Annotated in this window: 23 protein-coding genes and 1 riboswitch; of the genes, 8 read left to right on the top strand and 15 right to left on the bottom strand. The window is 69.3% G+C overall.

The annotated features are described in order from the left end of the window. Positions 1 to 6: 6 nt before the first annotated feature. From OX89_RS07825 to OX89_RS07810, 4 genes are all read right to left on the bottom strand, one after another. Complete coding sequence (locus tag OX89_RS07825; RefSeq protein ID WP_047350187.1) at positions 7 to 786, bottom strand: ABC transporter ATP-binding protein; 780 nt, start codon at positions 784 to 786, stop codon at positions 7 to 9. After that, a complete protein-coding gene (locus OX89_RS07820) occupies positions 783 to 1,541 on the bottom strand; it encodes an ABC transporter ATP-binding protein (protein WP_047350186.1) in 759 nt (252 codons plus the stop codon). Before OX89_RS07820 ends, OX89_RS07825 begins: the two co-directional genes overlap by 4 nt. Further along, a complete protein-coding gene (locus tag OX89_RS07815; protein WP_047350185.1) occupies positions 1,538 to 3,445 on the bottom strand; it encodes an ABC transporter permease in 1,908 nt (635 codons plus the stop codon). The genes OX89_RS07820 and OX89_RS07815 overlap by 4 nt, the downstream gene beginning before the upstream one ends. A 132-nt stretch (positions 3,446 to 3,577) precedes the next feature. Then, positions 3,578 to 4,765 (bottom strand): ABC transporter substrate-binding protein, encoded by a 1,188-nt coding sequence (locus OX89_RS07810; protein WP_047350184.1) that lies wholly within the window; start codon positions 4,763 to 4,765, stop codon positions 3,578 to 3,580. Between the two features lie 259 nt (positions 4,766 to 5,024). Here OX89_RS07810 and OX89_RS07805 point away from each other — a divergent pair, with 259 nt between their 5' ends. After that, positions 5,025 to 5,798 carry a ferredoxin--NADP reductase gene (locus tag OX89_RS07805; protein ID WP_047350183.1) on the top strand — a complete coding sequence of 258 codons (774 nt, stop codon included), beginning with the start codon at positions 5,025 to 5,027 and terminating at the stop codon, positions 5,796 to 5,798. A gap of 170 nt (positions 5,799 to 5,968) precedes the next feature. Here the strand turns inward: OX89_RS07805 and OX89_RS07800 are convergent, their stop codons facing one another. After that, positions 5,969 to 6,811 (bottom strand): glycine zipper 2TM domain-containing protein, encoded by an 843-nt coding sequence (locus OX89_RS07800; protein WP_047350232.1) that lies wholly within the window; start codon positions 6,809 to 6,811, stop codon positions 5,969 to 5,971. 125 nt (positions 6,812 to 6,936) lie between these two features. Beyond that, complete coding sequence (locus OX89_RS07795) at positions 6,937 to 7,854, bottom strand: YihY/virulence factor BrkB family protein (RefSeq protein ID WP_157497364.1); 918 nt, start codon at positions 7,852 to 7,854, stop codon at positions 6,937 to 6,939. Positions 7,855 to 7,983: 129 nt separating this feature from the next. On the opposite strand from OX89_RS07795, the gene OX89_RS07790 reads away from it, so the two are divergent. Next, positions 7,984 to 8,520 (top strand): shikimate kinase, encoded by a 537-nt coding sequence (locus OX89_RS07790; RefSeq protein WP_047350182.1) that lies wholly within the window; start codon positions 7,984 to 7,986, stop codon positions 8,518 to 8,520. Positions 8,521 to 8,589: 69 nt separating this feature from the next. Here OX89_RS07790 and OX89_RS07785 read toward each other — a convergent pair whose 3' ends face one another. The 4 genes from OX89_RS07785 to OX89_RS07770 all read right to left on the bottom strand — a co-directional run bounded on the left by OX89_RS07785 (position 8,590) and on the right by OX89_RS07770 (position 15,293). After that, positions 8,590 to 9,162 carry a DUF882 domain-containing protein gene (locus OX89_RS07785; protein WP_047350181.1) on the bottom strand — a complete coding sequence of 191 codons (573 nt, stop codon included), beginning with the start codon at positions 9,160 to 9,162 and terminating at the stop codon, positions 8,590 to 8,592. A gap of 33 nt (positions 9,163 to 9,195) precedes the next feature. After that, a complete protein-coding gene (locus OX89_RS07780; RefSeq protein ID WP_047350180.1) occupies positions 9,196 to 10,797 on the bottom strand; it encodes a murein L,D-transpeptidase in 1,602 nt (533 codons plus the stop codon). Positions 10,798 to 10,832: 35 nt separating this feature from the next. After that, entirely contained in the window at positions 10,833 to 13,622 is a 2,790-nt protein-coding gene (metH, locus tag OX89_RS07775) for a methionine synthase (RefSeq protein ID WP_234305528.1), read from the bottom strand. 30 nt (positions 13,623 to 13,652) lie between these two features. After that, a riboswitch (S-adenosyl-L-homocysteine riboswitch) is annotated at positions 13,653 to 13,774 on the bottom strand. Positions 13,775 to 13,940: 166 nt separating this feature from the next. Continuing rightward, positions 13,941 to 15,293, bottom strand: a complete 1,353-nt coding sequence (locus OX89_RS07770) for a sigma-54-dependent Fis family transcriptional regulator (protein WP_047350179.1) — start codon at positions 15,291 to 15,293, stop codon at positions 13,941 to 13,943. Between the two features lie 203 nt (positions 15,294 to 15,496). Between OX89_RS07770 and petA the strand changes: the two genes are divergently transcribed. After that, entirely contained in the window at positions 15,497 to 16,111 is a 615-nt protein-coding gene (gene petA / locus OX89_RS07765; RefSeq protein ID WP_011803614.1) for a ubiquinol-cytochrome c reductase iron-sulfur subunit, read from the top strand. A 43-nt stretch (positions 16,112 to 16,154) separates the two neighbouring features. Further along, positions 16,155 to 17,567 (top strand): cytochrome c oxidase accessory protein CcoG, encoded by a 1,413-nt coding sequence (gene ccoG / locus OX89_RS07760; protein ID WP_047350178.1) that lies wholly within the window; start codon positions 16,155 to 16,157, stop codon positions 17,565 to 17,567. Between the two features lie 86 nt (positions 17,568 to 17,653). On the opposite strand, the gene OX89_RS07755 is transcribed toward ccoG, so the two are convergent. From OX89_RS07755 to OX89_RS07740, 4 genes are read right to left on the bottom strand one after another with little or no spacing between them, the layout of a single operon-like run. Further along, on the bottom strand, positions 17,654 to 18,646 hold the full coding sequence (locus OX89_RS07755; RefSeq protein WP_047350177.1) for a tripartite tricarboxylate transporter substrate binding protein: 993 nt from the start codon (positions 18,644 to 18,646) through the stop codon (positions 17,654 to 17,656). 26 nt (positions 18,647 to 18,672) lie between these two features. Further along, positions 18,673 to 19,596 carry a dioxygenase gene (locus OX89_RS07750; RefSeq protein ID WP_047350176.1) on the bottom strand — a complete coding sequence of 308 codons (924 nt, stop codon included), beginning with the start codon at positions 19,594 to 19,596 and terminating at the stop codon, positions 18,673 to 18,675. A 45-nt stretch (positions 19,597 to 19,641) separates the two neighbouring features. Continuing rightward, positions 19,642 to 19,938: a muconolactone Delta-isomerase gene (catC, locus tag OX89_RS07745; RefSeq protein WP_047350175.1), complete on the bottom strand. Its 297-nt coding sequence runs from the start codon at positions 19,936 to 19,938 to the stop codon at positions 19,642 to 19,644. A gap of 28 nt (positions 19,939 to 19,966) precedes the next feature. After that, on the bottom strand, positions 19,967 to 21,169 hold the full coding sequence (locus tag OX89_RS07740; RefSeq protein WP_047350174.1) for a muconate cycloisomerase family protein: 1,203 nt from the start codon (positions 21,167 to 21,169) through the stop codon (positions 19,967 to 19,969). Positions 21,170 to 21,317: 148 nt separating this feature from the next. Between OX89_RS07740 and cynR the strand changes: the two genes are divergently transcribed. Beyond that, entirely contained in the window at positions 21,318 to 22,244 is a 927-nt protein-coding gene (gene cynR, locus OX89_RS07735; protein ID WP_047350173.1) for a transcriptional regulator CynR, read from the top strand. A 44-nt stretch (positions 22,245 to 22,288) separates the two neighbouring features. On the opposite strand, the gene OX89_RS07730 is transcribed toward cynR, so the two are convergent. Continuing rightward, on the bottom strand, positions 22,289 to 22,777 hold the full coding sequence (locus OX89_RS07730; RefSeq protein ID WP_047350172.1) for a PACE efflux transporter: 489 nt from the start codon (positions 22,775 to 22,777) through the stop codon (positions 22,289 to 22,291). Positions 22,778 to 22,848: 71 nt separating this feature from the next. Between OX89_RS07730 and OX89_RS07725 the strand changes: the two genes are divergently transcribed. The 3 genes from OX89_RS07725 (at position 22,849) to OX89_RS07715 (ending at position 26,204) form a co-directional block, all read left to right on the top strand. Beyond that, positions 22,849 to 23,772, top strand: coding sequence for a LysR family transcriptional regulator (locus OX89_RS07725; RefSeq protein ID WP_047350171.1), 924 nt, complete (start codon positions 22,849 to 22,851; stop codon positions 23,770 to 23,772). Positions 23,773 to 23,801: 29 nt separating this feature from the next. Beyond that, positions 23,802 to 24,719: a phosphate--nucleotide phosphotransferase gene (locus OX89_RS07720; protein ID WP_047350170.1), complete on the top strand. Its 918-nt coding sequence runs from the start codon at positions 23,802 to 23,804 to the stop codon at positions 24,717 to 24,719. A gap of 180 nt (positions 24,720 to 24,899) precedes the next feature. After that, complete coding sequence (locus OX89_RS07715; RefSeq protein WP_012655257.1) at positions 24,900 to 26,204, top strand: Glu/Leu/Phe/Val dehydrogenase; 1,305 nt, start codon at positions 24,900 to 24,902, stop codon at positions 26,202 to 26,204. The last annotated feature ends 137 nt before the right edge of the window (positions 26,205 to 26,341 follow it).

Genomic DNA, 26,341 nt, shown 5'->3' with positions numbered 1-26,341 from the left:
GGGCCGCTACACGCCCAGGTACTGCCGCCGCGCCGCGGCGTCGCCCGCCAGCTGCGCCATCCCGGCGCTGTACACGATGCGGCCCTGCTCCAGCACGCAGGCGCGGTCGGCCACGGCCTCGGCGAAGGGCAGGTTCTGTTCGCTCAGCAGGATGCCGATGCCCTGCGCCTTCAGCGCGCGGATGGTGCGCGCCATCTGCTGCACGATGACCGGCGCCACGCCCTCCGAGGGCTCGTCCAGCAGCACCAGCAGCGGCTGGCCCATGAGGGTGCGCGCCACGGTCAGCATCTGCTGCTCTCCGCCGCTCATGCGCCCGCCGGGGCGGTCGGGCATTTCGCCCAGGTTGGGGAACAGCGTGAACAGCCGCTCGGGCGTCCACAGCGGCGCGGGCGTGCCGTCCGGCCAGTGGCGGGGCTTTTGGCGGCCCACCTCCAGGTTCTCCAGCACTGTGAGGTCGGTGAAGATGCGCCGATCCTCCGGCACGTAGCCCAGGCCGCGCCGCGCGATGGCGTGCGGCGGCTGGCGGTCGATGCGCTGGCCCAGGAATTCGATGCGCCCGCTGCGCCGCTCCAGCAGGCCGGCAATGCCCTTGAGCGTGGTGGACTTGCCCGCGCCGTTGCGCCCCATCAGGGCCACCACCTCGCCGCGCCCCACGTTCAGCGACACGCCGTGCAGGATGTGGGCCGCGCCGTACCAGGCGTGCAGGTCTGCCACCTCCAGCAAGGGTGTTTTTGCTGCCAAAGCCTTGCTGGGCAAGCGCAAGGCGCTATCGTTTTGATTCGTCATGCGGACTCCAGCGCCAGCCCCGTGCCCAGGTAGGCGGCCTGCACCCGCGCGTCGTCCTGGATCTGCTGCGGCGTGCCTTCGGCCAGCAGCTGGCCGCGCACCAGCACGGCCACGCGGTCGGCCAGGCCGAAGACCACGTCCATGCTGTGCTCGGTGAACAGCACGCCCATGCGCCGCTCGCGCGCGATGCGCTGCACCAGCTGCATGAGCGCCAGGCGCTCGGCCGGTGCCATGCCGGCGGTGGGCTCGTCCATCAGCAGCAGCGCCGGGGCGTGCGCCAGCGCCATGGCCAGCTCCACGCGCTTGACATCGCCGTAGGCCAGCGCGCTGCACGGGCGCTGCGCCTGGGCAGCCATGCCCACCTGCTCCAGCAGCGCCAGGGCATCGTGCGGGCGGTGCGCATCGGCACGGCGCCACCAGCGCCAGGCGTGCCGGTCGTGCGACAGCAGCGCCATCTGCACGTTCTGCAGCACGGTGAAGCTGGCAAAGGTCTGCGCGATCTGGAAGGTGCGCCCCACGCCGCGCCGCCAGACGGCGCGTGGCGCCAGGCCGGTGATGTCCTGGCCCTGCAGCAGCACGCGCCCCGCATCGGGCAGGAGCTGCCCGCCCACCAGGTTGAAGGTGGTGCTCTTGCCCGCGCCGTTGGGGCCGATCAGCGCCAGCAACTCGCCGGCCTGCAGTGCGAACGACACGCCCTGCACGGCCTGCACGCCGCCGAAGGACTTGCGCAGCCCCTGGACCTGCAGCAGGCTCATGGCGCGCCCTCCTGTGCTTTGTTTTTGATAGCTGCTCGCGCTTTTCCCATCTGCGCAAACCCCGAAATTCCTTGAGGAAACAGCAGCACCAGCAGCAGCATGATGCCGCCCAGCAGCGCGCGCCAGTAGTCGGTACTGCGCGCTACGGTGTCGTGCAGCCAGGTGAACACGCCCGCACCCACCACCGGCCCGGCCAGCTGCTGCATGCCGCCCAGCAGCACCATCACCAGCCCGTCCACCGAGCGCGACACGCCCAGCGCATCGGGCGCCACGCTGCCTTTGGAAAACACGTACAGCGCCCCCGCCAGACCGGCCAGCAGCCCCGCCGCCACGAAGGCGGCCCACTGCACGCCGCGCACGTCGATGCCAATGGCGTCGGCCCGCAGCGCCGAGTCGCGCGCCGCGCGCAGCGCCCAGCCCAGCGGCGCAAACAGCATGCGCCGCAGCAGGTAGATGCCCGCCACGGCCAGCGCCAGCACCAGCCAATAGAAGCCCGCGCCCTGCGCGGCCCACTGCGGCGGCCACACGCCGGTGATGCCGTTGCTGCCGCCGGTGAAACCGTCCCACTGGTAGGCGATGGCCCAGGTGATCTGCGCGAACGCCAGCGTGAGCATGGTGAGCGACACGCCCGACAGGCGCACGCAGAACCAGCCGTACACCAGCGCACCGGCCGCCGCCACCAGCGGCCCCAGCAGCAGCGCCGTGCCCATGGGCCAGTCCAGCCAGCGCACCAGCAGCGCCGCGCCGTAGGCGCCCAGGCCGAAGTACGCCGCATGGCCAAACGAATGCAGCCCGCCCGGCCCCAGGATGCAATGCAGGCTGGCGGCGAACAGCGCGGCAATCGCGATGTCGGTCAGCAACACGGTGGCGTAGCTGCCCGGCTCCACCGCCAGCGGCAGCAGTGCCAGGGCCAGCACCAACGCGCACCAAGCGGCCGTGGCACCCTGCCCCGCCTGGCGCAGCGGCGCCTCGGGCGTGCCCACGCCACGCGCCACGGCCTGCGGGCGGCCCATCAGGCCCCAGGGCCGCCAGATGAGCACGGCCGCCATCACCAGGAATTCCACCACGAGCGTGAGCTGGGGAAAGGCCACCTCCACCCCCGCGACCTCGACCACGCCCAGCCAGATGCACACGGCCTTGAGCTCGGCAATCACCAGCGCCGCCACGAAGGCGCCGGGCAGCGAGCCCATGCCGCCCACCACCACCACCACGAAGGCGGCGCCGATGGTGAGCATGTCCAGTTCCAGGCTGGCAGGCTCGCGCGGCAGCTGCAGCGCGCCGCCCAGGCCTGCCAGCAGGGCCCCCAGCGCGAACACGCTGGTGAACAGCCAGGCCTGGTTCACGCCCAGCGCACCGACCATCTCACGGTCCTGCGTGGCGGCGCGCACCAGCGTGCCCCAGCGCGTGCGCGTGAGCAGCAGCGTGAGCAGCACCAGCACCAGCGGCCCCACGGCGATGAGGAACAGGTCGTAGGCCGGGAAGCGCCGGCCCAGCAGGCCCACCGCGCCCTCCAGGCCCGGCGCGCGCGGGCCGAACAGCTCCTGCGGCCCCCAGAGCCACAGCGCCGCGTCCTTGATCACCAGCACCAAGGCGAAGGTGGCCAGGAGCTGCAACAGTTCGGGTGCGCGGTAGATGCGGCGCAGCAGCAGCACCTCCACCGCCGCGCCCAGCAGGCCCACGGCCAGCGGAGCCAGCAGCAGCGCAGGCCAGAAGCCGAGGGCCTCGCCCAGACGCTCCACCAGGGCATAGGCCAGGTACAGGCCCAGCATGTAAAACGAGCCGTGCGCGAAGTTGACGATGCGCATCACCCCAAAGATCAGCGACAGTCCCGCCGCCACGAGGAACAACGTGGAAGCGCCCGCCAGGCCATTGAGCAGTTGGGCCAGCAGCCCCGAAACATCCATGTCAGTCGTCCATTGCCGCACAGGGCCACCGCAGCCTGCACGGGTGAAGCCCGCAGCCATAGCGCCCGGGTCGCCCCGCGGTAGCGGCCGCGCGTTCCCCCACGGGAAGGGCGCCGGCGCAGAGTCCGGCGGTCACTCGTCCTTGCGCAGCCGCTTCACCTCGGCGTCGCTGGGCTGGTACTTGGCGCCGTCGCGGTAGGTGAAGTCCACCATCACACCCTTGCCCATGCGCAGCGCGGTCTTGCCCACGTAGGCACCCATGGTGGACTGGTGGTCCTGCGTGCGGTAGGTGATGGGACCGAACGGCGTGGCCACCTGCAGGCCGCGGAAGGCGGCGATGAGCTTTTCGGTGTCGGCCGATCCGGCCTTGGCCAGCCCCGCCGCAACCGACTGGACGGCGTTGTAGCCCACCACCGAGCCCGCGCGCGGGTAGTCCTTGAAACGCTTCATGTAGGCGTCCAGAAAGGCCTTGTGCTCGGGGGTCTGGATGGCATACCAGGGGTAGCCGGTGACGATCCAGCCCTCGGGCGTCTCGCTCTTGAGCGTGTCCAGGTATTCCGGCTCGCCCGACAGCAGGCTCACCACGCTGCGGCCCGCGAACAGCCCGCGGGTGTTGCCCTCGCGCACGAATTTGGCGAGGTCGGCGGCAAACAGCACGTTGAAGATCGCATCGGGCTTGGCGTCTTCCAGCGCCTGGGCCACGCTGCCGGCGTCCACCTTGCCCAGCGGCGTGGCCTGCTCGGCAACGAACTCCACGTCCGGCTGCGCGGCCTTGAGCAACTGCTTGAACGTGGCCACGGCCGACTGGCCGTACTCGTAGTTGGGGTAAACGATGGCCCAGCGCTTTTTCTTCAGCGCCACGGCTTCGGGCACCAGCATGGCCACCTGCATGTAGGTGGAGGGGCGCAGGCGGAAGGTGTAGCGGTTGCCGTGCTCCCACACGATCTTGTCGGTGAGCGGTTCGGCCGCCAGGAAGAAGCGCTTCTTCTGCTGCGCGAAGTCGGTCAGCGCCAGGCCCACGTGCGACAGGAAGCTGCCCATGAGCACATCCACCTTCTCGCGCGCGATCAGTTCCTCGGCCGCGCGCACCGCGTCGCCGGGGGTGGCGTTGTCGTCGCGCGTGACCAGCCGCAGTTGCTTGCCCTGGATGCCGCCAGCCGCATTGATCTGCTCGACCGCCAGTTCCATGCCCTTCTTGTAGGGCTCCAGGAAGGCCGGCTGGGCCTTGTAGCTGTTGATCTCCCCGATCGTATAGGCCCCCTGCGCATAGGCGCCACCGGCAAACAGCAGGACGAGCAGGGGGGTGAAGGGCTTGTGCATGGTCGAATCCTTTGCCACAGGTCAGCTTCCGGGCAACGCAACTGTACCGCTGCCACGAGTTTGCCCGACAATGCGCGGGTTTGCCCGCATGGCAGGGGGCAGCCAACGCCCGCACGCGATGCTTGACGGGTGCCGTGGACACAGCGCAAATGTCGGCTTATGCCGAGAGCGCATATCAAAGCCGCGACACTAACGCCACCGGCCCTGCCCCCACGGCTCCCGTTCGCCCTGTTTTCGTTCATTTTTCTGGCACCCATCCATGAGCGCATTTCACGAAGAGCGTGTACTGACCGTACACCACTGGACCGACCGCCTGTTCTCCTTCACCACCACGCGCGACCCGGCGCTGCGGTTCTCCAACGGCCACTTCACCATGATCGGCCTGAAGGTGGACGGCAAGCCGCTGCTGCGCGCCTACAGCATCGTCAGCGCCAACTACGAGGAGCACCTGGAGTTCCTCTCCATCAAGGTGCCGGACGGCCCGCTGACCTCGCGCCTGCAGCACATCCAGGTGGGCGACTCCATCATCGTGGGCAAGAAGCCCACGGGCACGCTGCTCATCGACTACCTGCTGCCCGCCAAGCGGCTGTACCTGATGTCCACGGGCACGGGCCTGGCGCCGTTCCTGAGCGTGATCCGCGACCCCGAGACGTACGAGAAGTTCGAGCAGGTGATCCTGATCCACGGCGTGCGCCAGGTGGCCGAGCTGGCCTACCACGACTACATCACCAAGGAACTGCCCCAGCATGAGTTCCTGGGCGAGCTGATCACCAAGCAGCTCAAGTACTACCCCACGGTCACGCGCGAGCCCTTCCGCAACCAGGGCCGCATGCCCAACCTGATCGACAGCGGCAAGCTGGCCGCCGACCTGGGCCTGCCCGAACTCAACCCGCTGGACGACCGCGTGATGCTCTGCGGCAGCCCGGAGATGCTGGCCTCGCTCAAGGAACTGCTGGAAAAGCGCGACTTCGAGGAAGGCAACACCACGCGCCCCGGCGACTTCGTGATCGAGCGCGCCTTCGTGGAGAAGTGACGCACGCGGCCCTCGCCGCGTCGATTTGCTATCAAAATAGGAGCTATTGGCGCTTACCCACAGGCGATCCAACGCCAATCCCCCCTCAAAACGGCCTGCCCGCAAGCGCAGGCCGCTTTTATTTTCGTAGCACCTGGGTAGCCACTCTCGGCAAGCGCAGGCCCCTGCGCTCAATAGCCCCGGTCCACTACGCGCACCGGCTCCACGCCCGCGCGGCCGGCATCCGCCCCCGGGTCCACGCGCAGGCTCTTGCCCTGCACGCGCACGGCCGTGCCCTCGGCCAGCGGCTGGGCGCGCGTGAAGTTGCGCACCGAACCGTCATCCATGCGCACGCGCATCTGGTAGACCGTGGTGGTACGGGCGCGCTGCTCCACCTTGTGGCCCACGTAGCCGCCGCCCACGGCGCCCAGCACCGTGGCCGCGGTGCGGCCCGATCCCTTGCCGATCTGGTTGCCCAGCACGCCCCCCAGCACACCGCCGGCCACCGCGCCCACGCCCGTGGCCGGCGCGGCCTGCTCGACGGCGCGCACCGACTCCACCCGCCCGCAGGTGGCACACACCGGCGCCGCACTGCGCTGCGCCACGGCCCGCTGCAGCGGTTCGCCGCGCTGGGTTGGCACTGGCGAGGGCGATGCCCCCGGCTGTGGATAGCCCTGTGCATACGTCTGTGGGTCGTCCTGTGGATACGCCTGTGGAGAAGGCGGCGCTGCTGCGCGCCGGGCTGTGGGATTTGCTCCTGAATCGAGAGCTGCCATCGCTTGCTGAGACTGGGCTGGAGGCGCTTTTTCATTCAACACTTCCGCCTCGGGCGTGCGCGGCGCGGTGGCTGCCAGCGTGGCGGCCGGTCCGCCGGCCGCGGAGTCGCCAGCAGGCGGACCGCCGCGCAGGTTCTGCACCAGCAGCGTGCCGCCCAGTGCCAGCACACTCACGCCCAGCACGCCCACGGCGGCCCACAGCCATTTGAGCGAAGCCGCGGACGGGGCTGCGGCGGAGGAAGCAGAGGTGGAATGCATGTGCTCGTCCGGTTGCCAGAAGAAAAGCCGCGGGCTGCGCATGCAGCCGCCACGGCACCGGCGCCAAGGCTAACGCCGGCCCTGCTTCACAAAACCGCGCGCGGCGTAACGGACGTAATCAGCGGTCAACGCCCCGCCGGCGCGGGGGCGGCGGTACGCGTTTCGTGCAGCGCCCGCGCGCTGGCGGCCGAGAACAGCAGCACCGCGGACGAAAAGTAGATCCACATCAGCAGCACCACCAGCGAGCCCGCAGCGCCATAGGCCGACACCACCGCCGCGGTGGACAGGTACAGCGCCAGCAACTGCTTGCCCACCGTGAACAGCGTGGCGCCCACCACCGCGCCGAATACCAGGCAATGCGTGGGCGGCTTGGGGCCGCTGCCGATGCGCATCAGCCCCAAGAACAGCGCCACCGCCACGGCGAAGGCCACGGCCTCATTGACGATCTGCAGCAGCGTGCCCGAGCCGAACGGCAGCCGCGCGCTGGCCCAGGTGGCCAGCACGTTGATGGCCGTGGACAACACCAGCGACACCAGCAGCAGAAAACCGATGGCCAGCACATAGGCCAGGCCCCGCAGGCGCAGGGAGGCCATGCGCCACCACGCCTTGCGCTCGGGCGCGGGCTGACCGTGTGCCCACAGCCGCTCCAGCGCGCTCTGCAGCTCCACAAACACCCCCGTCGCGCCGGACAGCAGCAGCACGAAGCCGGCCACCGACGCGAGGCGCCCCTCGGCCGGCTCCTGCGCGCTGGCCAGCGCCAGGCGCACCACCTCGGCGCCGCGCTCGCCCATCACCCCGCGCACCTGGGCGATGAGATTGCTCTCCAGGTAGGCCTGGTCGATCCACCACCCGAGCACACCCACCAGCAGCAGCAACAGCGGCGCCAGGCTCAGCATGCCGTAGAACGACATCGCCGCGCTCATGCGCAGGCCGTCGGCGTCCAGCCACATCTGCACGGCGCGCACCAGCGGCGCAATGGGCTGCAACACCCGCTGCAGCAGTGGCTGGGCAAAAGATTGGAGGCTCTGCAGGGTCAGTGGCATGGCCCGATTGTGAACAGTGCGGGCCGGGCCCCCTGTCGGCGCAAGCCGATAGCCGGCCGCGCACCGGCTGCCACGGACCAGGTGGACGCTCTTACACTCCCCAGTCTTCACTCACCACGACAGACAAGCATGCAAACGCGTTGCGCCCTGGTCGGCATGCCGGGCTCGGGCAAATCCACGGTGGGCCGCCAGCTCGCCCGCCGTCTGGGGCTTCCCTTCGTGGACCTGGACCAGCGGCTGGAGCAGCGGCTGGGCACCAGCATCCGTGACTATTTCGACCAGCATGGCGAAGCGGCCTTTCGCGACCACGAGGCTGCGCTGCTGGCCGAGCTGGCCGCCCAGCCCGGCGGCATGGTGCTGTCCACCGGCGGCGGCGCCATGCTGCGCGAGGACAACCGCGCCACGCTGCGCCGCGGCTTTCCCCATGTGATGTACCTGCGCGCTTCGCCCGACGAGATCTTCAAGCGCATCAAGCACGACCGCACGCGGCCCCTGCTGCAGGTGGACGACCCGCTGGCCCGCCTGCGCGACCTCTACCGTGCGCGGGACCCGCTGTACCGCGAGGCCGCGCACTACGTCATCGAGACCGGCCGGCCCACGGTGCACACGCTGGTCAACATGATCATGATGCAGCTGGAGATGGCGGCGCCGGGCGACCCGGTGTAGCAAGCGCCCTTCCTCAGACATGAAAAAGGCCCCGCATGCGGGGCCTTGGTTCTCTTGCGGCGCAGAGGCTTACCAGCTGCGCACACGTCCGGTGTCGATGTGCACGAACTGCTCCCGGGCGTAGTAGCCCACGCCGCCCGCCCGCAGGGAGATGGCGGCGTCGCGCAAGTCGCTCAGGGACACGCCGGGCAGGCGCACGTCGATGGCCTTGCCGTCCATGTGCAGGCTGCGCCGCGCCACACCGCCGCCGCGCGTGGTGCGCAGCGTCTCGTTGGTGTGGGGGCTGCGGTAGCCGGAGATCACCTCGAACGGCTGCTGCGTCTGCAGCGTCTGCCGCACGCGGTGCAGCAGGTGGAACAGGTCCGGGTCCATCACGCCGACGTCGCCGCTGTAGTGGTCGCGCAGGAAGTGGTTGAGCGTGGGCAGCGCCGCGGGAACGAATTGTTCGCCCTGGGCGTAGACCAGCGCCAGCCGCTCATGGGTGTGCAGGTGGTTGAAGGCCAGGCGCCGCGCAAGGTCCTGCTCTTCGCTGAGCGACGCCAACGCCGCCTTGGGCAGCAGCACCGCGGCCGCAGCGGCGTGCGCGACGGCGGCGCCGCGCCCCAGGAATAGACGGCGGTGGGGGTTGTGCGGTGGAGCCATGCGCGAAAAACCTCGAAAAAGCGAAAAAACGCGCTATTTTGGACCGATCACCCCGGCAGCACTACCCGCGCGGACCGCATCGTAGGGTTTTGCCGAATGCTGGCGCAGCAGGCTGGCGAGCTTGCGGTCATGGCCGTACAGGTCGCCATAGAAGTGCGGACGGCCGTCCTGCACCACCACGGTGATGTGCGTGATGATGACCGGCACCGGATGCGGCAGCCGTACGAACACGGGCTTGGGCTGCGCCATGGCCGCACGGATGCGCTCCACGGTCCAGGTGGGATCGTCCTGCAACACGAACTGGGCGAGCGCCACCGGCTCCTCGACACGCACGCAGCCGTGGCTCAGGTCGCGCCGGCTGCGGCCGAACAGCGTGGGCGCCGAGGTGTGGTGCAGGTAGATGTTGTCGTTGTTGGGCAGCACGAACTTGATATCGCCCAGCGCGTTCAGCGGCCCCGGGCGCTGGCGTATGCGCGCCTGGCCTGCCAGCACGGCGCCCAGCATCTCGGGTGTGGCGTCGGTGCTCACGCCCGCCGCGCTGACGAACTCCATGCCCTGCCGTGCCAGGTAGCCCGGGTCGCGGCGCAGGCGCGGCACGGTTTCGCCGCGGGCGATGGACGGCGGGATGTTCCAGTACGGGCTGAATTCGATGGACTGCATGTCCTCATCGAACAGCGGCGTGCGCGTATCCAGCGCCTTGCCGACGATGACCGCCATCGACAGGCGCAGCGTGATCCTGCCGCCCGCGTACTCATAGGCGCGCAGGCGGTATTCGGGCACGTTCACGGCAATCATGCGCGGGCCTTGCAGCACGGGCGTCCAGCGCAGGCGCTCCATCTGCAGCGCGATCTGCTCGGCGCGTGCGGCCGGGGGCACATTCAGCGCCGCCAGCGTGGTCGCGCCCAGCACCCCGTCCGCCTCCAGCCCGTGGCGGCGCTGGAAGGCCGTGACGGCCTCGACCAATGCGGGGGTGTATTGCGCCGGCGCGGACGCTGCGGGCGGCTCGCCCGTGGGCTGCGGCGGCAGGTCGCCCAGCGCCACCAGCCGCTCGGCCAGCACGCCCAGGCCCTCCCAGGGCTGGCCCGGCGTGAGCTTGCGGCCCGGCAGCGCGGGCAGCGGCTGCGCCCAGGCAGGGTGAGCGCCCAGCGCGCGGTACTGCGCCAGCAGTGTGCGCAGCGCCGGGTACATGGGCACGCGAGGGATGGCCGCGTCCCGCGCCTGCTGGATCTGGCCGTCGGCCAGCGCGGCCTGCAGCGCGGCGCGCAGGTCGGGCTGGGGGCGGCGGGAGTGGTCGTAGCGCTCGTTGAGCCGTGCCGGGTCGATGCGCCCGCCGTGCAGCTCATACAGGTAGCGCTCCACGGCCTGCGTCAGCTCCTGGTCGAGCGCCACGGCGCAGGCGGCATCCAGGCCGCGGGCGGCTGCGGCCGCCAGCGCATCACTCAGGTGCTGCGCGCCATAGTCGGCCGGCTCCAGCCCATCGGCTGCGGCTTCGTTGAGCCAGCGCACCGCTTCATGCGCAGCCGGCAGGGGGCGCCCGTCAGCCGTCAGCCAGGACGGGTTCGCCCAGGCAACCAGCGGCATCCAGGCCGCCAGCAGCAGGGGTGCAGTGTGGTATGTCAGCAGGCGCAGGTTCATGGGTCGATCTTGGCATGGCCTGCGCCGACCAGGCGCTAAAGCCCCAGATTCGGCGCGAGCGCGCGCTCCACCTCGGCCAGGGGCACTCCGCTGCGCTGGGCCATGTCCTGCACCTGCGCATCGTCGATCTTGCCGACGCTGAAGTAGGTGCTCTCGGGGTGGCTGAAGTAAAAGCCGCTCACACTGGCCGCGGGCGTCATGGCGTAGCTGTCGGTAATGTCCATGTCCACGTCGGCCGTGCCCAGCAATGCAAACAGCGGCTTCTTCACCCGGTGATCGGGGCATGCGGGGTAGCCCGGCGCGGGGCGGATGCCCACGTACTTCTCGGCGATCAGTTCGTCGTTGGACAGCCGCTCGCCCGCCTGGTAGCCCCACCAGTCGGTGCGCACGCGGTGGTGCAGCCATTCGGCACCGGCCTCGGCCAGGCGATCGGCCAGGGCCTTGAGGGTGATGGCGCTGTAGTCGTCGTGGTCGGCCATGAACTCGGCCACCTTGGCATCCACGCCGATGCCGGCAGTGACGGCAAACGCGCCAATGTGGTCGGCCTGCGTGGGTGCGCCACCCTCCGGGCGAGGCGCGATGAAGTCGGCCAGGCAGCGACTGGGGCGCATGCGGCCCTCGGCGTCGGGCTGCTTCTCGGCCTGCTGGCGCAGGCCGTACCAGGTGAGCACGACCTTGTCGCGCGCGGCATCGGCGTACAGCTCGATGTCGTCATCGCGCACGGTGTTGGCGGGCCAGAAGCCCACCACGGCGTGGGCCGTGAGCCAGCGGCCCTCCACGATCTTCTTGAGCATGGCCTGTGCGTCGCGGAAGACGCGCGTGGCTTCCTCGCCCACCACCTCGTCCTGCAGGATGTCGGGGTACTTGCCAGCCAGGTCCCAGGTCTGGAAGTACGGCGCCCAGTCGATGAAGGGCACCAGCTCGGCCAGGTCGATGTTCTTGATCACGCGCCGGCCGATGAACTTGGGCGCCGGCGGCTGGTAATGCGCCCAGTCGATGCGCGTCTTGTTGGCGCGGCACTGCGCCAGCGGCCACACCGGCGTCTTCTTCTTGTTGGCATGCAGGTGGCGCACATGGTCGTAGTCGGCCTGCACCTCCGCCAGGTAGCTGTCCTTTTGCTCGCCCAGCAGGCTCTGCGCCACGCTCACGCTGCGCGAGGCATCGGGCACGTAGACCACGGGGCCCTGGTACTGCGGCGCGATCTTGACGGCCGTGTGCACGCGCGAGCAGGTGGCGCCGCCGATCAGCAATGGAATCTTCTTGATGCGGAAGTACTCGTCCTTGTCCATCTCGCCGGCCACGTACTGCATCTCTTCCAGGCTGGGCGTGATGAGGCCCGACAGGCCGATGATGTCCGCGCCTTCGGCCTTGGCGCGCGCCAGGATTTCATGGCAGGGCACCATCACGCCCATGTTGATGACCTCGAAGTTGTTGCACTGCAGGACGACGGTCACGATGTTCTTGCCGATGTCATGCACGTCGCCCTTCACGGTGGCGATGACGATCTTGCCCTTGCTGGACACGTCCAGGCCGGCGGCTTCCTGCTGGCGCTTTTCTTCCTCGATGTAAGGGATCAGGTGGGCCACGGCCTGCTTCATCACGCGGGCGCTCTTGACCACCTGCGGCAGGAACATCTTGCCCGCGCCGAACAGGTCGCCCACGATGTTCATGCCGTCCATCAGCGGGCCTTCGATCACGTGCAGCGGGCGGCCGCCGCCTTGCACCACGATCTGCTGGTAGGCCTCCTCGGTGTCTTCGACGATGAAGTCGGTGATGCCGTGTACCAGCGCATGCGACAGGCGCTCACCCACGGTTTTCGGGTGCTCGGGCGTGCCGCGCCACTCCAGCTTCTTGCTGTCGTCCTTGGCGGCGCCCTTGGCGGCCTCGGCGATCTCCAGCAGGCGTTCGGCCGCGTCGGGGCGGCGGTTCAACACCACGTCTTCCACACGCTCGCGCAGCTCGGGGTCGAGGTCGTCGTAGACGCCGACCATGCCCGCGTTGACGATGCCCATGTCCATGCCGGCCTTGATGGCGTGGTACAGGAACACGGTGTGGATCGCCTCGCGCACCGGCTCGTTGCCGCGGAAGCTGAACGACACGTTGGACACGCCGCCCGACACCTTGGCGCCCGGCAGATGCTGCTTGATCCAGCGCACGGCCTCGATGAAGTCCACGGCGTAGTTGGCGTGCTCTTCGATGCCCGTGGCGATGGCGAAGATGTTGGGGTCGAAGATGATGTCCTCGGGCGCCATGCCCACCTCGTCCACTAGGATGCGGTAGGCGCGCTCGCAGATCTCGGTCTTGCGTGCGAAGGTGTCGGCCTGGCCCTTCTCGTCGAAGGCCATGACCACGGCAGCCGCGCCGTAGCGGCGGATCAGCTTGGCTTGGCGCTTGAACTCTTCCACGCCCTCCTTCATGCTGATGGAGTTGACGATGCCCTTGCCCTGCAGGCAGCGCAGGCCGGCCTCGATGACCTCCCACTTGGAGCTGTCCACCATCACCGGCACCCGGGCGATGTCGGGCTCGGAGGCAATGAGGTTCAGGAAGCGCACCATCGCGGCCTTGCTGTCCAGCATGGCCTCGTCCATGTTCACGTCGATGATCTGCGCGCCGTTTTCCACCTGCTGACGCGCCACCGACAGTGCCTGCTCGTACTGGTCGTTCAGGATCATGCGCGCGAACGCCTTGGAGCCGGTGACGTTGGTGCGCTCGCCCACGTTGACGAACAAGCTCCCCTCGCCGATGAACACGGGCTCCAGCCCCGACAGGCGCATGGGCGGCACGGCGTGCGAAGGGACGGAAGATGCGGGGGCGGACGACGGCATGGGGCTCACCTGGATAACAAGAACAGACACATCAGGTGAGCGCCGTTGGTACACGCACGGCTGCATGCCGCGGTGGGCCCGAGCCTGACGCCGCCACGCGCGAGCCGCCTGTGCGGCCCCGGCCGGCGGGCGCTGCAGCGCTCCTCGGGAAAGCGTCGAATTCTACGCGGCCCACCTTTGGGGGGCAGGCATATGGATATACCCCCGCGTGCACTGTGCGCCCAGAACGTGGCCCCTACACGGGCCGGTGGTTGGTTCAAGCAAAAACAGACCGCAAGCCAATCACAACAAGCGCTGACAGCTATCAAACAAGGAGCATCAGCCCTGCTCCCGTAACAGTCGCAGCTTGCGGTACAGCGTGCGCGTGCTGACCCCCAGGGCGCGTGCCAATTCGCGACGCGACGCGGCCCCACCCGCCAGCGCCGCGCGCAGGGCCTCGGATTCGATGTCACGCAGGGTGGCATGGTCGGGCTGCTGCGCAGCGCGGGCCGGCGCCGCCGCGGGCGCATCGAACGAGAGCGCGCGCTCGATCGTATGGGCGGTCACCACCGCGCCGTCGGTCAGCAGCGCGGCACGTTCCAGCACGTTGCGCAGCTCGCGTACGTTGCCGGGGAAGGGGTGCTGCGCCAGCCGGCGCAGCGCCGCGGGCGCAAGCACCAGGCCCCGCCCTCCGGCCACGCGCTGCAGGAGCGATTCCGCCAGCAGCGGAATGTCCTGCGGGCGTTCGCGCAGCGCGGGCAGCTGGATGGGAAAGGTGCTCAGGCGGTAGTACAGGTCCTGGCGAAACCGCCCCTCGCGCACCATGGCACGCAGGTCGCGGTGGGTGGCCGCCACCAGTCGGATGTCCGCGCGGCGCAGCTCGGTGTGGCCCACGCGGCGGTAGGTGCCGCTTTCCAGCAAACGCAGCAGCTTGACCTGCATGGTGAGCGGGATGTCGCCCACCTCGTCCAGGAACAGCGTGCCGCCGTGCGCCGCCTCCACCAGGCCGGCGCGTGCGGCATGGGCGCCGGTGAAGGCGCCACGCTCGTGGCCGAACAGTTCGCTCTCGAACAGCGTCTCGGGCAGGCTGGCGCAGTCCACCACCACCAGCGGCCGCCCCGCGCGGGGGCTGGCCTCGTGCACGGCGCGCGCGGCCAGCTCCTTGCCCGTGCCCGACTCGCCCAGCAGCAGCACGCTGGCCTGCGACGGGCCCACGCGCGCGATCAGCTCCAGCACGGCCTGGAACGCGGGCGCGCGCCCGATCATGCCCGGCGCGCCCGGCTGCCCCTGGGCAATGCGCAGCGGCTCCATCTTCTCCAGAAAGTACTGGGGCTGGCCCGCCTCGTCGCGCAGCGGCACCAGTTCGATCTGCACGTATTCCTCACCCGCCGGGGTGTGGTGCAGGTGCAGCACGCGCTCACGCTGACCGCTGAAGAGCGAGCGCGCCAGCGGGCAAGTCTCGCCCGCCTGGTCGCACGGCACGGGTGAATGGTGCGAGACCGCATGGCAGGTGCGCCCCACCACCGGCGCGCCCTGGCCGAACTGGCGACGGTAGGCGCCGTTGGCGGCCACGATGCGGTAGCCGCGGTCGAACAGGATGTGCGGCTCGGGCAGCCCCTCCAGCCAGGAGGCAAGCAGCGCGGTCTGCGCCACCTGCGCCGGGGTGGGAGAAAGATCAGGAGTGTCGGCCATGGTGACATATGGTGTCACAAATGGCATGCATTGGCAGTGTTTCTGCCGTCCACCATGGCAGCGCTGACTCCTTGGGTGGATGTAAGCCTTTGTTCCACATGGAGATTTCGCACGCAGTGCCGCGCAGCCAGGCTGGCACGGCTCTTGAGTCAGGACAAGCAAGCGCGCGGTCCTTTGGCCGCGCCCATCGTGAAGGAATCGCCATGACTGCCCTGCCCGCCTCGTGCACCTGCGCTGCGCCCGACGCAGAACGCCGCACCCTGATCCACGCCACGGCCGCCGCCGGGGGTCTGGCCGCCGTCGGCGCGGCCGTGCCCCTGGTCAGCAGCCTGGCGCCCAGCGAACGCGCACGCTCCCTGGGCGCAGCCGTGGAGGTGGACATCGCCGGCTTGCCGCCGGGCGGCATGCTCACGGTGGAGTGGCGCGGCAAACCCGTCTGGATCGTGCGGCGCACGCCGGAGATGCTGCAGTCGCTGCAGGGGCTGGAGGCACAGTTGGCCGACCCCGCATCGGCCAAGGACCAGCAGCCCGACTACGCGCGCAATACCCACCGCTCCATCCAGCCGGAGGTCTTCGTGGCCATCGGCATCTGCACGCACCTGGGCTGCTCGCCCACGGCCGTGGCCCCGGGCGCGCCGCAGTCCGGCCTGGGCGCGGGCTGGCCCGGGGGCTTCTTCTGCCCCTGCCATGGCTCCACGTTCGACAACGCGGGGCGCGTGTACCGCAACAAGCCCGCACCGACGAACCTGGAGGTGCCGCCGCACCGCTTCCTGAGCGCCACGCGGCTGCTGATCGGCGAGGACAGCGCCAGCGCCTGATCGACCGCCCTTCGCCCAAGACCATCACAACCACGCCCCTTCCATGCCCGCCCCGCAGACCCAGCCCCCCGCTGCCGAACGCGACGTCTACGTCGACCTGTACGAAGCCAAGAAGAAGATCTACCCGCGCGCCATCGGCGGCGTGTTCACGCGCTGGCGCTGGGCACTGGTGCTGCTCACCCAGGGGGTGTTCTACGGCCTGCCCTGGTGGCAGTGGGGCGAACGGCAGATGGTGCTGTTCGACCTGGGCGCGCGGCGCTTTTACCTGTTCGGCCTGGTGCTGTACCCGCAGGACTTCATCTACCTCACCGGCCTGCTCATCATGTCGGCGCTGTCGCTGTTCCTGTTCACGGCGGTGGCGGGGCGGCTGTGGTGCGGCTTCGCCTGCCCGCAGACGGTGTACACCGAGCTGTTCCTGTGGCTGGAGCGCCTGACCGAAGGCGACCGCAGCGCGCGCATGCGGCTGGACAAGGGCCCATGGACCTTCGAGAAGCTGTGGCGCAAGACGCTCAAGCAGCTCGCCTGGGTGTCGGTGGCGCTATGGACCGGCTTCACGTTCGTGGGCTACTTCGTGCCCATCCGCCAACTGGGCGGCGAACTGCTGGCGCTGCACGGCACCTGGCAGATCTTCTGGGTGGGTTTCTACAGCTTCGCCACCTATGGCTTTGCGGGCTACATGCGCGAGCAGGTGTGCAAGTACATGTGCCCGTATGCACGCTTTCAGAGCGCGATGTTCGACAAGGACACGCTGATCGTCACTTACGACACCCAGCGCGGCGAGCCGCGCGCCGCGCGCAGCAAGAAGGTGGACGCCAAGGCCGCCGGCCTGGGCGACTGCATCGACTGCTCGCTGTGCGTGCAGGTGTGCCCCACGGGCATCGACATCCGCAAGGGCCTGCAGTACGAGTGCATTGGCTGCGGCATGTGCGTGGACGCCTGCAACACCGTGATGGACAAGGTGCAGTACCCGCGCGGGTTGATCCGCTACGCCACGCAAAACGGCATGCAAAACCGCTGGAGCAGCGCACAGATGCTGCGCCGCGTGCTGCGCCCGCGCGTGCTGTTCTACAGCGCCGTGCTGCTGGCGCTGTGCACGGCCATGCTGGCCAGCCTGGTCACGCGCGCGCCGCTGAAGGTGGATGTGGTGCGCGACCGCGCCGCGCTCTCGCGCGTGGTGGCGGGTGGGCAACTGGAGAACATCTACCGCGTGCAGGTCATGAATGCCACCGAGCAGCCCCAGCGCTACCGCATCACGGCCAGCGGCCTGCAGGGGCTGCAGGTGGCCTCGGAGCCCGAAGTGGAGATCGGCCCCGCCGAGTCGCGCTGGGTGGCGGTGCGGCTGCAGGTGCCCTATGGCGCCGCGCCCGCCGGTTCGCACACCGTGCACCTGGACGTACAGGCGCTGGGCGACCGGGCGCAGGTGTCGGAAAAGACCGTGTTCCTCGTGCCGCGGTAGGCGCGGCCGCAGATTACAAGCCAAAAGAGCTTTCAGCGCCCTTCTATCAAGCGCTGAAAGCTCCTTATTTCATAGCAACTTCGCTATCAATCCATGCGGATGTTGCGCTCCTTGATCAGCGCACCCCAGCGGGCCAACTCCTTGTCCAGGTGCGTGGCCAGCTGCTGCGGCGTGGTGCCGATGGGCTCGGCGCCGATGGTCTCGAACTTGGCCACGGTATCGGGCTGCTTCATGGCGTCGATCAGCGCGGCGTTGATCTTGTTCACGATGGCCGCCGGCGTGCCCGCGGGCGCGAACACGGCGAACCAGGGCGAGACCTCGTAGCCCGGCACGCCGGCCTCGGCGATGGTGGGGACGCCCGGCAGCGTGGCCGATCGCTTGGCGCTGGTCACGCCCAGCGCGCGCAGCTTGCCCGACAGGATGTGCGGGCGCGCCGAGGTGATGCTGTCGAACATCAGGTCCACCTGGCCGCCCAGCATGTCGGTCACGGCCGGGCCGCTGCCCTTGTAGGGCACGTGCAGCAGGTTCAACCCGGCCATGGAGGCGAACACCTCGCCCGCCAGGTGAATGGAGGTGCCGTTGCCGGCCGAGGCATAGGTGAGCTTGCCGGGGTCGCGCTTGGCATGGGCGATCACGTCGGCCACGGACTTGTCGGTCGTCTTGGCGGTGTTCACCACCAGCACGTTGGGCACGATGGCCAGCAGGCTGATGGGCGCGAAGTCCTTCACCGGGTCGTAGCTCAGGCGCGGGTACAGCGCCTTGTTGGTGGCCATGCCGATGGACGTGATCATGATGGTGTAGCCATCGGCCGGCGACTTGGCCACGGCGTCGGCGCCGATGTTGCCGCCCGCGCCGGGACGGTTCTCGATCACGAAGGGCTGACCCAGCGTGCGGCCGGCCTTCTCGCCCAGCGTGCGGGCAATCACGTCCATGGCGCCGCCCGGAGGGAAGGGCACGACCCACTTGATGGGCTTGGCAGGCCATTGGGCGTCGGGCTGCGCCATGGCGGCAGCGGGCAGCAGGCCGGCGGCGGCCAGGGTGCAGGCGCCCATCAGGGCAATGCGGCGGGAGAAAGTCATGGTGTGTCTACCTCAGGTCCAGGATGTCAGGCGGCGGCCACGCGGTCCATGCGTGCCTCGGGGCGCTGCTCGTCGGCCGACAGGGCCTTTTGCAGCACGAAGTCAAAGCGCACGCGGGTGAACGGCGCGCTGATGCCCAGCGATTCATAGCCGGCGGCGGGCGTGCCCGGCTCCAGCGTGACCACCAGGCCGTCGCGCGTGGCGAAGGCGAAGTCGTCGTCCAGGAAGCTGTCGCCCGGAATGTTGACCTGCGTGGTCAGCGTGCGCAGGCCGTCTGCCACCACCAGGAAGTGGATGTGCGCGGGTCGGTTGCCATGGCGGCCCAGGGCGTCGAACAGTTCGGCCGTGGGGCTGCCCGGCGGGATGGCGTAGCCCGGTGGGATGAAGCTGCGAAAGCGATAGCTGCCGTCCGCCCCCGTGCGGATCTTGCGGCGCAGGTGGTAGGGCGCCTGGTCGGGGTCGAAGTGCGAGTAGCGGCCCAGCTCGTTGGCGTGCCACACGTCCATCAGCGCGCCGGCCACGGGCTGGCCGTCGGTGTCGAGCACGCGGCCTTCCATCACCACCACCTCGCCGCGCGGCGGCTCCTCGCCCTCGTCCAGGCGCACCTCGCGCTCGGACAGCGGCGCGCCGGCCACGAACAACGGGCCCTCGATGGCGCGCGGCGTGCCCGCGGCGCGCTGAGCGCGCTCGTCGGCCTCGTCCATGCGGATGTCGATCAAGCGGTCAAAGCCCAGGCCGGCGGTGATCAGGCCCGTCTGGCCGCTGGCGCCCAGGCGCGTGAGCCAGCCCACGCCGGCCCAGAACTCGTCGGGCGTCACGTCCAGGTCTTCGATGGTGCGGAACAGGTCCGTGACGATGCGCTGCGTGATCTGGCGCACGCGGGCATTGCCCTCGGCCACGTGCACGGTGTTGACGATGTCCAGCAACTGCTGGGCGGTGTATTCGGCCATGTCTCTCTCCTGTGGGATGGAATGTGGGGTAAAGGGGGCCGCGCGTCAGTCGGCGGCGCCTTCCTGCACGATGGCCGACGGATGGTTGGCCAGCGGCGTCACGTGGATGTCCATGTAGGGGAACAGCGGCAGCTGCGACAGCAGCTGGTGCAGCTCGTCGTTGGACTGCACGTCGAACACGCTGTAGTTGGCGTACTCGCCCACCACGCGCCAGATGTGGCGCCAGCGGCCGTCACGCTGCAGGTCTTGCGAGTATTTCTTCTCGCGGGCCTTGATCTCGTCGGCCTGCGCGGCGGGCAGGTCGTGGGGAATCTTCACATCCATGCGAACGAGGAACAGCATCTGGGTTTCTCCTGGCAAAAAAAGGGGTTCAGGCGGGCTGCGCGCTGGCGCGGCCCAGGTCCACGTGCACGGGCGTGAGGCCCTGGCGTGCACGGTCGAAGCGGTCGAGCCGCTCGGGCACCACGGTGAGGCCGAAGCCCGGCCCGTCGGGCAACTGCAGCGCGAAGTCGGAAAGGACCATCTGCTGCTCCACGATGTCGTCCACCAGGAGCTGCGGGCCGAACAGCTCGCAGTTGTGGTGCGTGCCGCCCAGCGTGGCAAACACATGGGCCGAGGCGGCGCTGCCGACGGAGGTCTCCAGCATCGTGCCGCCGTACCAGCCGATGTCGGCGGCGCGCGCCACGTCGGCCACGGCGCGCGTGCGCAGCAGGCCGCCGTGCTTGGCGATCTTGAGCGAGAACACATGGCAGGCGTTATGGCGCGCCAGGCGCATCGCGTCCTGCGGCGTGCAGACGGTCTCGTCGGCCATCACCAGCGCGGTGTGGGGCAGCGTGGCGGTGAGCTGGCGCAGCGCCTCTTCGTTCCACTGGGCCACGGGCTGCTCGATCAGGCCCACGCCGGCATCGATCATCTCGGGCAGGTAGCGGCGCGCGGTGGCGCCGTCCCAGGCCTGGTTCACGTCCACCGTCATGCTGGCGCGGCCGTCCAGCGCGCGGGCGATGCGTGCCACGTGCGCCACGTCGTCCTGCGGCGCGCGCGCGCCGATCTTCAGCTTGAAGATGCGGTGGCGGCGCGCGGCCAGCATCTTCTCGGCCTCCTCGATGTCCTTGGCGGAGTCGCCGCTGGCCAGCGTCCACGCCAGGGGCAGGCTCTCGCGCTGCTTGCCGCCCAGCAGTTGCCACACGGGCAGGCCCAGGCTGCGCGCCACGGCGTCGATGGCGGCCTGCTCCACGGCGCTCTTGGCAAAGCGGTTGCCCTTGCAGGCCAGGTCCATGCGCTGCAGCAACTGCTCGAAGCGGCCCGCGTCCTGGCCGATCACGGCAGGCGCGAGGTAGCTGTCGATGGCATGCCGGATGCTCTCGGGCGATTCCTCGTTCCACGAGGGGCCGCCGATGGTCGCGGCCTCGCCGAAGCCGCTGGCGCCATCGCTCAGCCACAGCTGCACGATCACGGGGCTCTGGCGCTGGATGGCGCCGAACGAGAGCTTGTGCGGGCGGATCGTGGGGATGTCCAGGATGCGTGCCTGGATGCGTTCGATGCGCAGCACGGAAGCGGAAGGAGAAGTCGTCATGGAAAGCGGGCCGTGGCGAAAAAAGCGTTACGGGCCATGACCTTAGCGCTGCCATCGGGGCGAATCCAATGAGATATATTGCAGTTTTTGTTCGACGCCATCGAACAGTCACAGGTTTTAGGGTTAACCCTTAGAACGGATTGCACCCATGGAACTGCGCCAGTTGCGGTACTTCTTGAGCGTGGCCGAGACCGAGCACCTCACCCGCTCGGCGGATGCGCTGTTCGTCACGCAGTCCACGCTCTCGCACGGCCTGCGCCAGCTGGAGGCCGAGCTGGGCGTGCCGCTCTTTGACCGCCTGGGGCGCGGGCTGCGCCTGTCCCAGGCGGGCCACGCCTTTCGCGACCACGCAGCGCGCGCGCTGCAGGAGCTGGAAGCCGGGCGGCAGGCCGTGGCCGACATGAGCGCGCTGCAGACCGGCACGCTCCAGGTGGGCGTGATCCCCACCTTCCTCACGCGCTTCGTGCCCGACGCGGTGGCCGCCTTCAGCGCGCGCTACCCGGGCGTACAGCTCACCGTGCGCGACCTGCGCAGCGGCCAGATCGAGGAGCTGCTGATCGCCGGCCGGCTGGATCTCGGCATCGCCTTCCATCCGGCCAGCCGCGAGGAGATCGAGGCCGAGCCGCTGTTCGAAGAACGCATGCACCTGGTGGTGCACCAGGGCCATCCGCTGGCACGGCGGCGCAGCCTGCGGCTGGCCGAGCTGGCGGGCGTGCCGCTGGCGCTGCTGCCGGCCAGCTTCGCCACGCGCCGGCTGATCGATGCGGCCTTCGCCCAGGCGGGCGTGACGCCGCTGGTGCGCGTGGAGATGGAGTCGGTGGATGCGCTGCTGCAGGCCTGCCGCAGCGGGCCGCTGGCCACCATCGCCGCCGAGCATGCGGCCCTGCACGCGGGCCCCGACATGCGCGCCGCCGTGCTCACCGAGCCGCGCACCGTGCGCCGCGCCGGGCTGCTGTGGCGCCGCGGCGCCTCGCGCAGCGCGGCCGCGCGCGAGTTCGTGGCGCTACTGCGGCCCGCCATCGCACGCACCGCTGCTCCGCCTTCCCTGCAGGGCGGTGTTGCACAGCAAGAGTAAAAAATGGCTCTAGCGCTTACCAGTCAAGCGCAAGCAGCTATGAACTAAGGAGCACCTACCGCTACCCCGGCTGGCGCGGCAGCAGGCACGGCCTGCGCCGATGCCGGCAGGCCGAAGACGCGGTCGAACGCCCAATTGAAGGCGTAGGTGTAGACGAGGAAAAACAGCAGCAGGCCGGCCTCCATCACCGTGGCCTGCCACAGGCTCACGCCGAACCACCAGGCCATCAGCGGGATGAGGACCAACGCCAGCCCGCCCTCGAAGCCCACGGCGTGCACCACGCGCCGCAGTACGGAGCGGCCCTTGACGCGCTGGCGCGCCTCCCAGCGCTCGAACAGGGCGTTGAAGGTCACGTTCCAGGCGATGGCCAGCGCGGACGCGACGACGGCCATCACCCCCGAAGCGCCCGCGCCCTGGCCAATGGCCATGAAGAGCAGGCTGGAGACGATGATCGCGATGATTTCGTAAAGGGTGACAAAGACCACCCGGCGCTTCGGCCCCTGCAGGCCGACCGCATGTGTTGTTGCACTCATGCGGCGCAGTATAGGGAGTGAAATCTGAAGGAAAAAGTCATCTTTTTTCAGAAATATTGATAGATTGGCGCATGACCTTCACTTCCGACAACGTCCTCGTGTTCCTGGCCGTGCTGGACCGCGGCTCGTTCTCCGCCGCGGCGCGGGCGCTGTCGCGCGTGCCCTCGGCCGTGAGCATGGCCATCGCCCAGCTGGAAGCCGAGCTGGACATGCCGCTGTTCGACCGCAGCGGCCGAGAGCCGCGCCCCACGGCGGCCGCGCGTGCGCTGGAGCCGCAGGCACGCGCGCTGGCGGCGCAGCTGCAGCAGCTCAACACCCAGGCGCTGGCGCTGACCCAGGGGCTGGAGGAGCGCCTGACCCTGGCCATTGCACCCGAGCTGCTGGCCGCGCGCTGGCACGGCCCGCTGGCCACGCTGGCGCAGGACTACCCGCTGCTGCAAGTGGAGGTGCTGGCCGCGCCCCAGGCCGATGCGCTGGCCCTGCTGCATGCCGGGCGCGCCCAGCTCGCGCTGGTGTTCGAGCGCCCCAGTCTGGACGGGCGGGAAGACTTCCAGGAGGTGGGCAGCGAAACCCTGGTGGCCGTCATCGCGCCGCAACATCCGCTGCTGGCGCCGCGCGCGGCGGGTGCGGGCCCTGCAGGCCTGCGCGAGGAACACCTGGCCGGCACGCGCCAGATCGTCGTGGCCGGGCGCGACCTGGGGCAGACCGATGCGCGCTTCGTCTATGCGCGCCACCATTGGCGCACCGACAGCCACTTGGCCGCGCTGGGCTTGATCGAGGCAGGCCTGGGCTGGGGCTGGCAGCCGCGCGCGCTGGTGGCGCCGCGCATCGCCGCCGGCACGCTGGTGGAACTGCCCCTGGAGAACCTGAGCAACGGCGCCCAGTTGTGGGTGGACGTGGTCTGGTCGCGCGAGCGCCCGCTGGGCCTGGGCGCACGCCGCTTCGTAGAGTTGATGGCGCGCCAGCGGCCCGGCAGCAGCCCGGCGCCACAATAGCCAGGCACCGACCATCTTGAGGAGCGTTCATGCCCACCTACCTGCCACCCTTTGACATCGCCGACGACGCGCTGGCCAAGCAATGGCGCCAGTGGCAGCCCAAGGACTTCGCCCCGAACGGCGGCAACGGCAAGAACGACAAGAACGGCAAGCACGCCGACAAGGACAACGGCGCGCTGCGCCTGAAGGACTACGACCCTGGCGCCAAGCCCTTTTCCTGCGGCGACAAGGCGCTGGACAAGGCCCGCGTGGAGGAGCTGGCGCTGGAGCTGGACGCGCTGCAGGACCTGCTGTACGCCGACCGCCGCTACAAGCTGCTGGTGGTGCTGCAGGGCATGGACACCGCCGGCAAGGACGGCACCGTGCGCGGCGTGTTCGGCCGCATGAGCGCCCTGGGCGTGCATGCCGTGAGCTGGAAGGCGCCCACCGAGCTGGAGCGCGCGCATGACTACCTGTGGCGCATCCACCGCCAGGTGCCGGGCGCGGGCGAACTCACCGTGTTCAACCGCAGCCATTACGAGGACGTGCTGGTGCCCGTGGTGAACGGCTGGATCACGCCCGAGCAGCAGCGCCAGCGCTATGCGCACATCAACGACTTCGAGCGGCTGCTGGCCGAAACGGGCACGGTGGTCATGAAGTTCATGCTGCACATCAGCAAGGACGAGCAGCGCCAGCGCCTGCAGGAGCGCCTGGACGACCCCACCAAACACTGGAAGTTCGACATGGGCGACATCCAGGTGCGCGAGCAGTGGGACGCCTACCAGCGCGCCTATGAGGCCTTCCTGCCCGCGACGCACACCCCGTGGGCGCCGTGGACCATCGTGCCCGCCGACTCCAAGACGCACCGCAATCTGATGATCGCCAGCGTGCTGCGCGGCGTGCTGCAGCGGTTGGAACTGCGCTACCCACCGGGCGACCCCGCGCTGGAAAATTTCACAGTCAAATAGGGCTCTAGCGCTTGCGCGGCAAGCGCCAACAGCTCCTTTTAAAGGAGCAAATTTCACCAAGACGCGGGCATGGCAAGGTTATGCATCGAATGCATTAGATGGAAACATGGCGGCGTTGGACAGCCCTGGGCGACAGGCATAAAGTGCTTCGCTTGGTAGACATTCCCCAAGGAATTCCGCATGTCCAACACCCCCAACCCACCCCTTCCCACCCACGCGCTGCCGTCCTATCTGGACCCCAACCACCTCGGCCCCTGGGGGGTGTATCTGCAGCAAATCGACCGCGTCACCCCTTATCTGGGCAGCCTGGCGCGCTGGGTGGAGACGCTGAAGCGCCCCAAGCGTGCGCTGATCGTGGATGTGCCCATTGAGCTGGACAACGGCACCATCGCCCACTTCGAGGGCTACCGCGTGCAGCACAACGTCAGCCGAGGCCCGGGCAAGGGCGGTGTGCGCTTTCACCAGGACGTGACCCTGTCCGAAGTCATGGCCCTGTCGGCCTGGATGAGCATCAAGAACGCGGCCGTGAACGTGCCCTACGGTGGCGCCAAGGGCGGCATCCGCGTCGACCCCAAGACCCTGTCGAAGGCCGAGCTGGAGCGCCTGACGCGCCGCTACACCAGCGAGATCGGCATCATCATCGGCCCCTCCAAGGACATTCCCGCCCCCGACGTGAACACCAACGCCCAGGTCATGGCCTGGATGATGGACACCTATTCCATGAACGTGGGCACCACCGCCACCGGCGTGGTCACGGGCAAGCCCGTGGACCTGGGTGGCTCGCTGGGCCGCGTGGAGGCCACGGGCCGCGGCGTGTTCACCGTGGGCGTGGAGGCCGCGCGCCTGACCGGCATGGCCATCGAGGGTGCGCGCGTGGCCGTGCAGGGCTTTGGCAACGTGGGTGGCACGGCCGGCAAGCTGTTTGCCGAGGCCGGCGCCAAGGTGGTGGCGGTGCAGGACCACACCGGCAGCATCCACAACGACAAGGGTCTGGACGTGCCGGCGCTGCTGGCGCACGTGCAGCAAACCGGCGGCGTGGGCGGATTCGCCGGTGCCGAGCCCATGGCCAACGACGCCTTCTGGGGCGTGGCCTGCGACATCCTGATCCCCGCAGCGCTGGAGAGCCAGATCACCAAGGACAACGCGGGACGGATCCAGGCCAAGATGGTGATCGAGGGCGCCAACGGCCCCACCACCCCCGAGGCCGACGACATCCTCAACGACAAGGGCGTACTGGTGCTGCCCGACGTGATCTCCAACGCCGGCGGCGTGACGGTCAGCTACTTCGAGTGGGTGCAGGACTTCTCCAGCTTCTTCTGGACCGAGGACGAGATCAACGCCCGCCTGGTGCGCATCATGAAAGAGGCCTTCGCGGGCGTGTGGCAGGTGGCGCAGGAGAACAAAGTCACGCTGCGCACGGCGACCTTCATCGTGGCCTGCAAGCGCATCCTGCATGCGCGCGAGATGCGCGGCCTGTACCCCTGAAACGGCCCGCTCCGTGCGCAAGGCGGCCTGCGGGCCGCCTTTTTCTTTGCCTGCCCTTCCCGGCCCCGGCGCACGCGCATACGGGACATCGCGGATGACGCGCGCGCACCCCATTTTTATAATCGGCCGTGCAGACT

The sequence above is a fragment of the Diaphorobacter sp. J5-51 genome, from assembly GCF_001023515.1.
GTDB lineage: Bacteria > Pseudomonadota > Gammaproteobacteria > Burkholderiales > Burkholderiaceae_C > Diaphorobacter > Diaphorobacter nitroreducens.
Note: the sequence above shows the minus strand (reverse complement) of the source record. Positions and strands in the feature narration are given on the sequence as shown.

What these genes read in the sequence shown, in the direction of transcription:
- OX89_RS07770 (WP_047350179.1), bottom strand. Translation starts at nt 15,293, where the DNA reads ATGGCCGACACTCCTGATCTTTCTCCCACCCCGGCGCAGGTGGCGCAG.
- cynR (WP_047350173.1), top strand. Translation starts at nt 21,318, where the DNA reads ATGGAACTGCGCCAGTTGCGGTACTTCTTGAGCGTGGCCGAGACCGAG.
- OX89_RS07715 (WP_012655257.1), top strand. Translation starts at nt 24,900, where the DNA reads ATGTCCAACACCCCCAACCCACCCCTTCCCACCCACGCGCTGCCGTCC.
- OX89_RS07720 (WP_047350170.1), top strand. Translation starts at nt 23,802, where the DNA reads ATGCCCACCTACCTGCCACCCTTTGACATCGCCGACGACGCGCTGGCC.
- OX89_RS07780 (WP_047350180.1), bottom strand. Translation starts at nt 10,797, where the DNA reads ATGAACCTGCGCCTGCTGACATACCACACTGCACCCCTGCTGCTGGCG.
- catC (WP_047350175.1), bottom strand. Translation starts at nt 19,938, where the DNA reads ATGCTGTTCCTCGTTCGCATGGATGTGAAGATTCCCCACGACCTGCCC.
- OX89_RS07725 (WP_047350171.1), top strand. Translation starts at nt 22,849, where the DNA reads ATGACCTTCACTTCCGACAACGTCCTCGTGTTCCTGGCCGTGCTGGAC.
- OX89_RS07755 (WP_047350177.1), bottom strand. Translation starts at nt 18,646, where the DNA reads ATGACTTTCTCCCGCCGCATTGCCCTGATGGGCGCCTGCACCCTGGCC.
- OX89_RS07785 (WP_047350181.1), bottom strand. Translation starts at nt 9,162, where the DNA reads ATGGCTCCACCGCACAACCCCCACCGCCGTCTATTCCTGGGGCGCGGC.
- OX89_RS07790 (WP_047350182.1), top strand. Translation starts at nt 7,984, where the DNA reads ATGCAAACGCGTTGCGCCCTGGTCGGCATGCCGGGCTCGGGCAAATCC.
- OX89_RS07810 (WP_047350184.1), bottom strand. Translation starts at nt 4,765, where the DNA reads ATGCACAAGCCCTTCACCCCCCTGCTCGTCCTGCTGTTTGCCGGTGGC.
- OX89_RS07750 (WP_047350176.1), bottom strand. Translation starts at nt 19,596, where the DNA reads ATGGCCGAATACACCGCCCAGCAGTTGCTGGACATCGTCAACACCGTG.
- OX89_RS07800 (WP_047350232.1), bottom strand. Translation starts at nt 6,811, where the DNA reads ATGCATTCCACCTCTGCTTCCTCCGCCGCAGCCCCGTCCGCGGCTTCG.
- OX89_RS07740 (WP_047350174.1), bottom strand. Translation starts at nt 21,169, where the DNA reads ATGACGACTTCTCCTTCCGCTTCCGTGCTGCGCATCGAACGCATCCAG.
- OX89_RS07805 (WP_047350183.1), top strand. Translation starts at nt 5,025, where the DNA reads ATGAGCGCATTTCACGAAGAGCGTGTACTGACCGTACACCACTGGACC.
- petA (WP_011803614.1), top strand. Translation starts at nt 15,497, where the DNA reads ATGACTGCCCTGCCCGCCTCGTGCACCTGCGCTGCGCCCGACGCAGAA.
- OX89_RS07795 (WP_157497364.1), bottom strand. Translation starts at nt 7,854, where the DNA reads ATGCCACTGACCCTGCAGAGCCTCCAATCTTTTGCCCAGCCACTGCTG.
- metH (WP_234305528.1), bottom strand. Translation starts at nt 13,622, where the DNA reads ATGCCGTCGTCCGCCCCCGCATCTTCCGTCCCTTCGCACGCCGTGCCG.
- OX89_RS07730 (WP_047350172.1), bottom strand. Translation starts at nt 22,777, where the DNA reads ATGAGTGCAACAACACATGCGGTCGGCCTGCAGGGGCCGAAGCGCCGG.
- OX89_RS07825 (WP_047350187.1), bottom strand. Translation starts at nt 786, where the DNA reads ATGACGAATCAAAACGATAGCGCCTTGCGCTTGCCCAGCAAGGCTTTG.
- OX89_RS07815 (WP_047350185.1), bottom strand. Translation starts at nt 3,445, where the DNA reads ATGGATGTTTCGGGGCTGCTGGCCCAACTGCTCAATGGCCTGGCGGGC.
- OX89_RS07820 (WP_047350186.1), bottom strand. Translation starts at nt 1,541, where the DNA reads ATGAGCCTGCTGCAGGTCCAGGGGCTGCGCAAGTCCTTCGGCGGCGTG.
- ccoG (WP_047350178.1), top strand. Translation starts at nt 16,155, where the DNA reads ATGCCCGCCCCGCAGACCCAGCCCCCCGCTGCCGAACGCGACGTCTAC.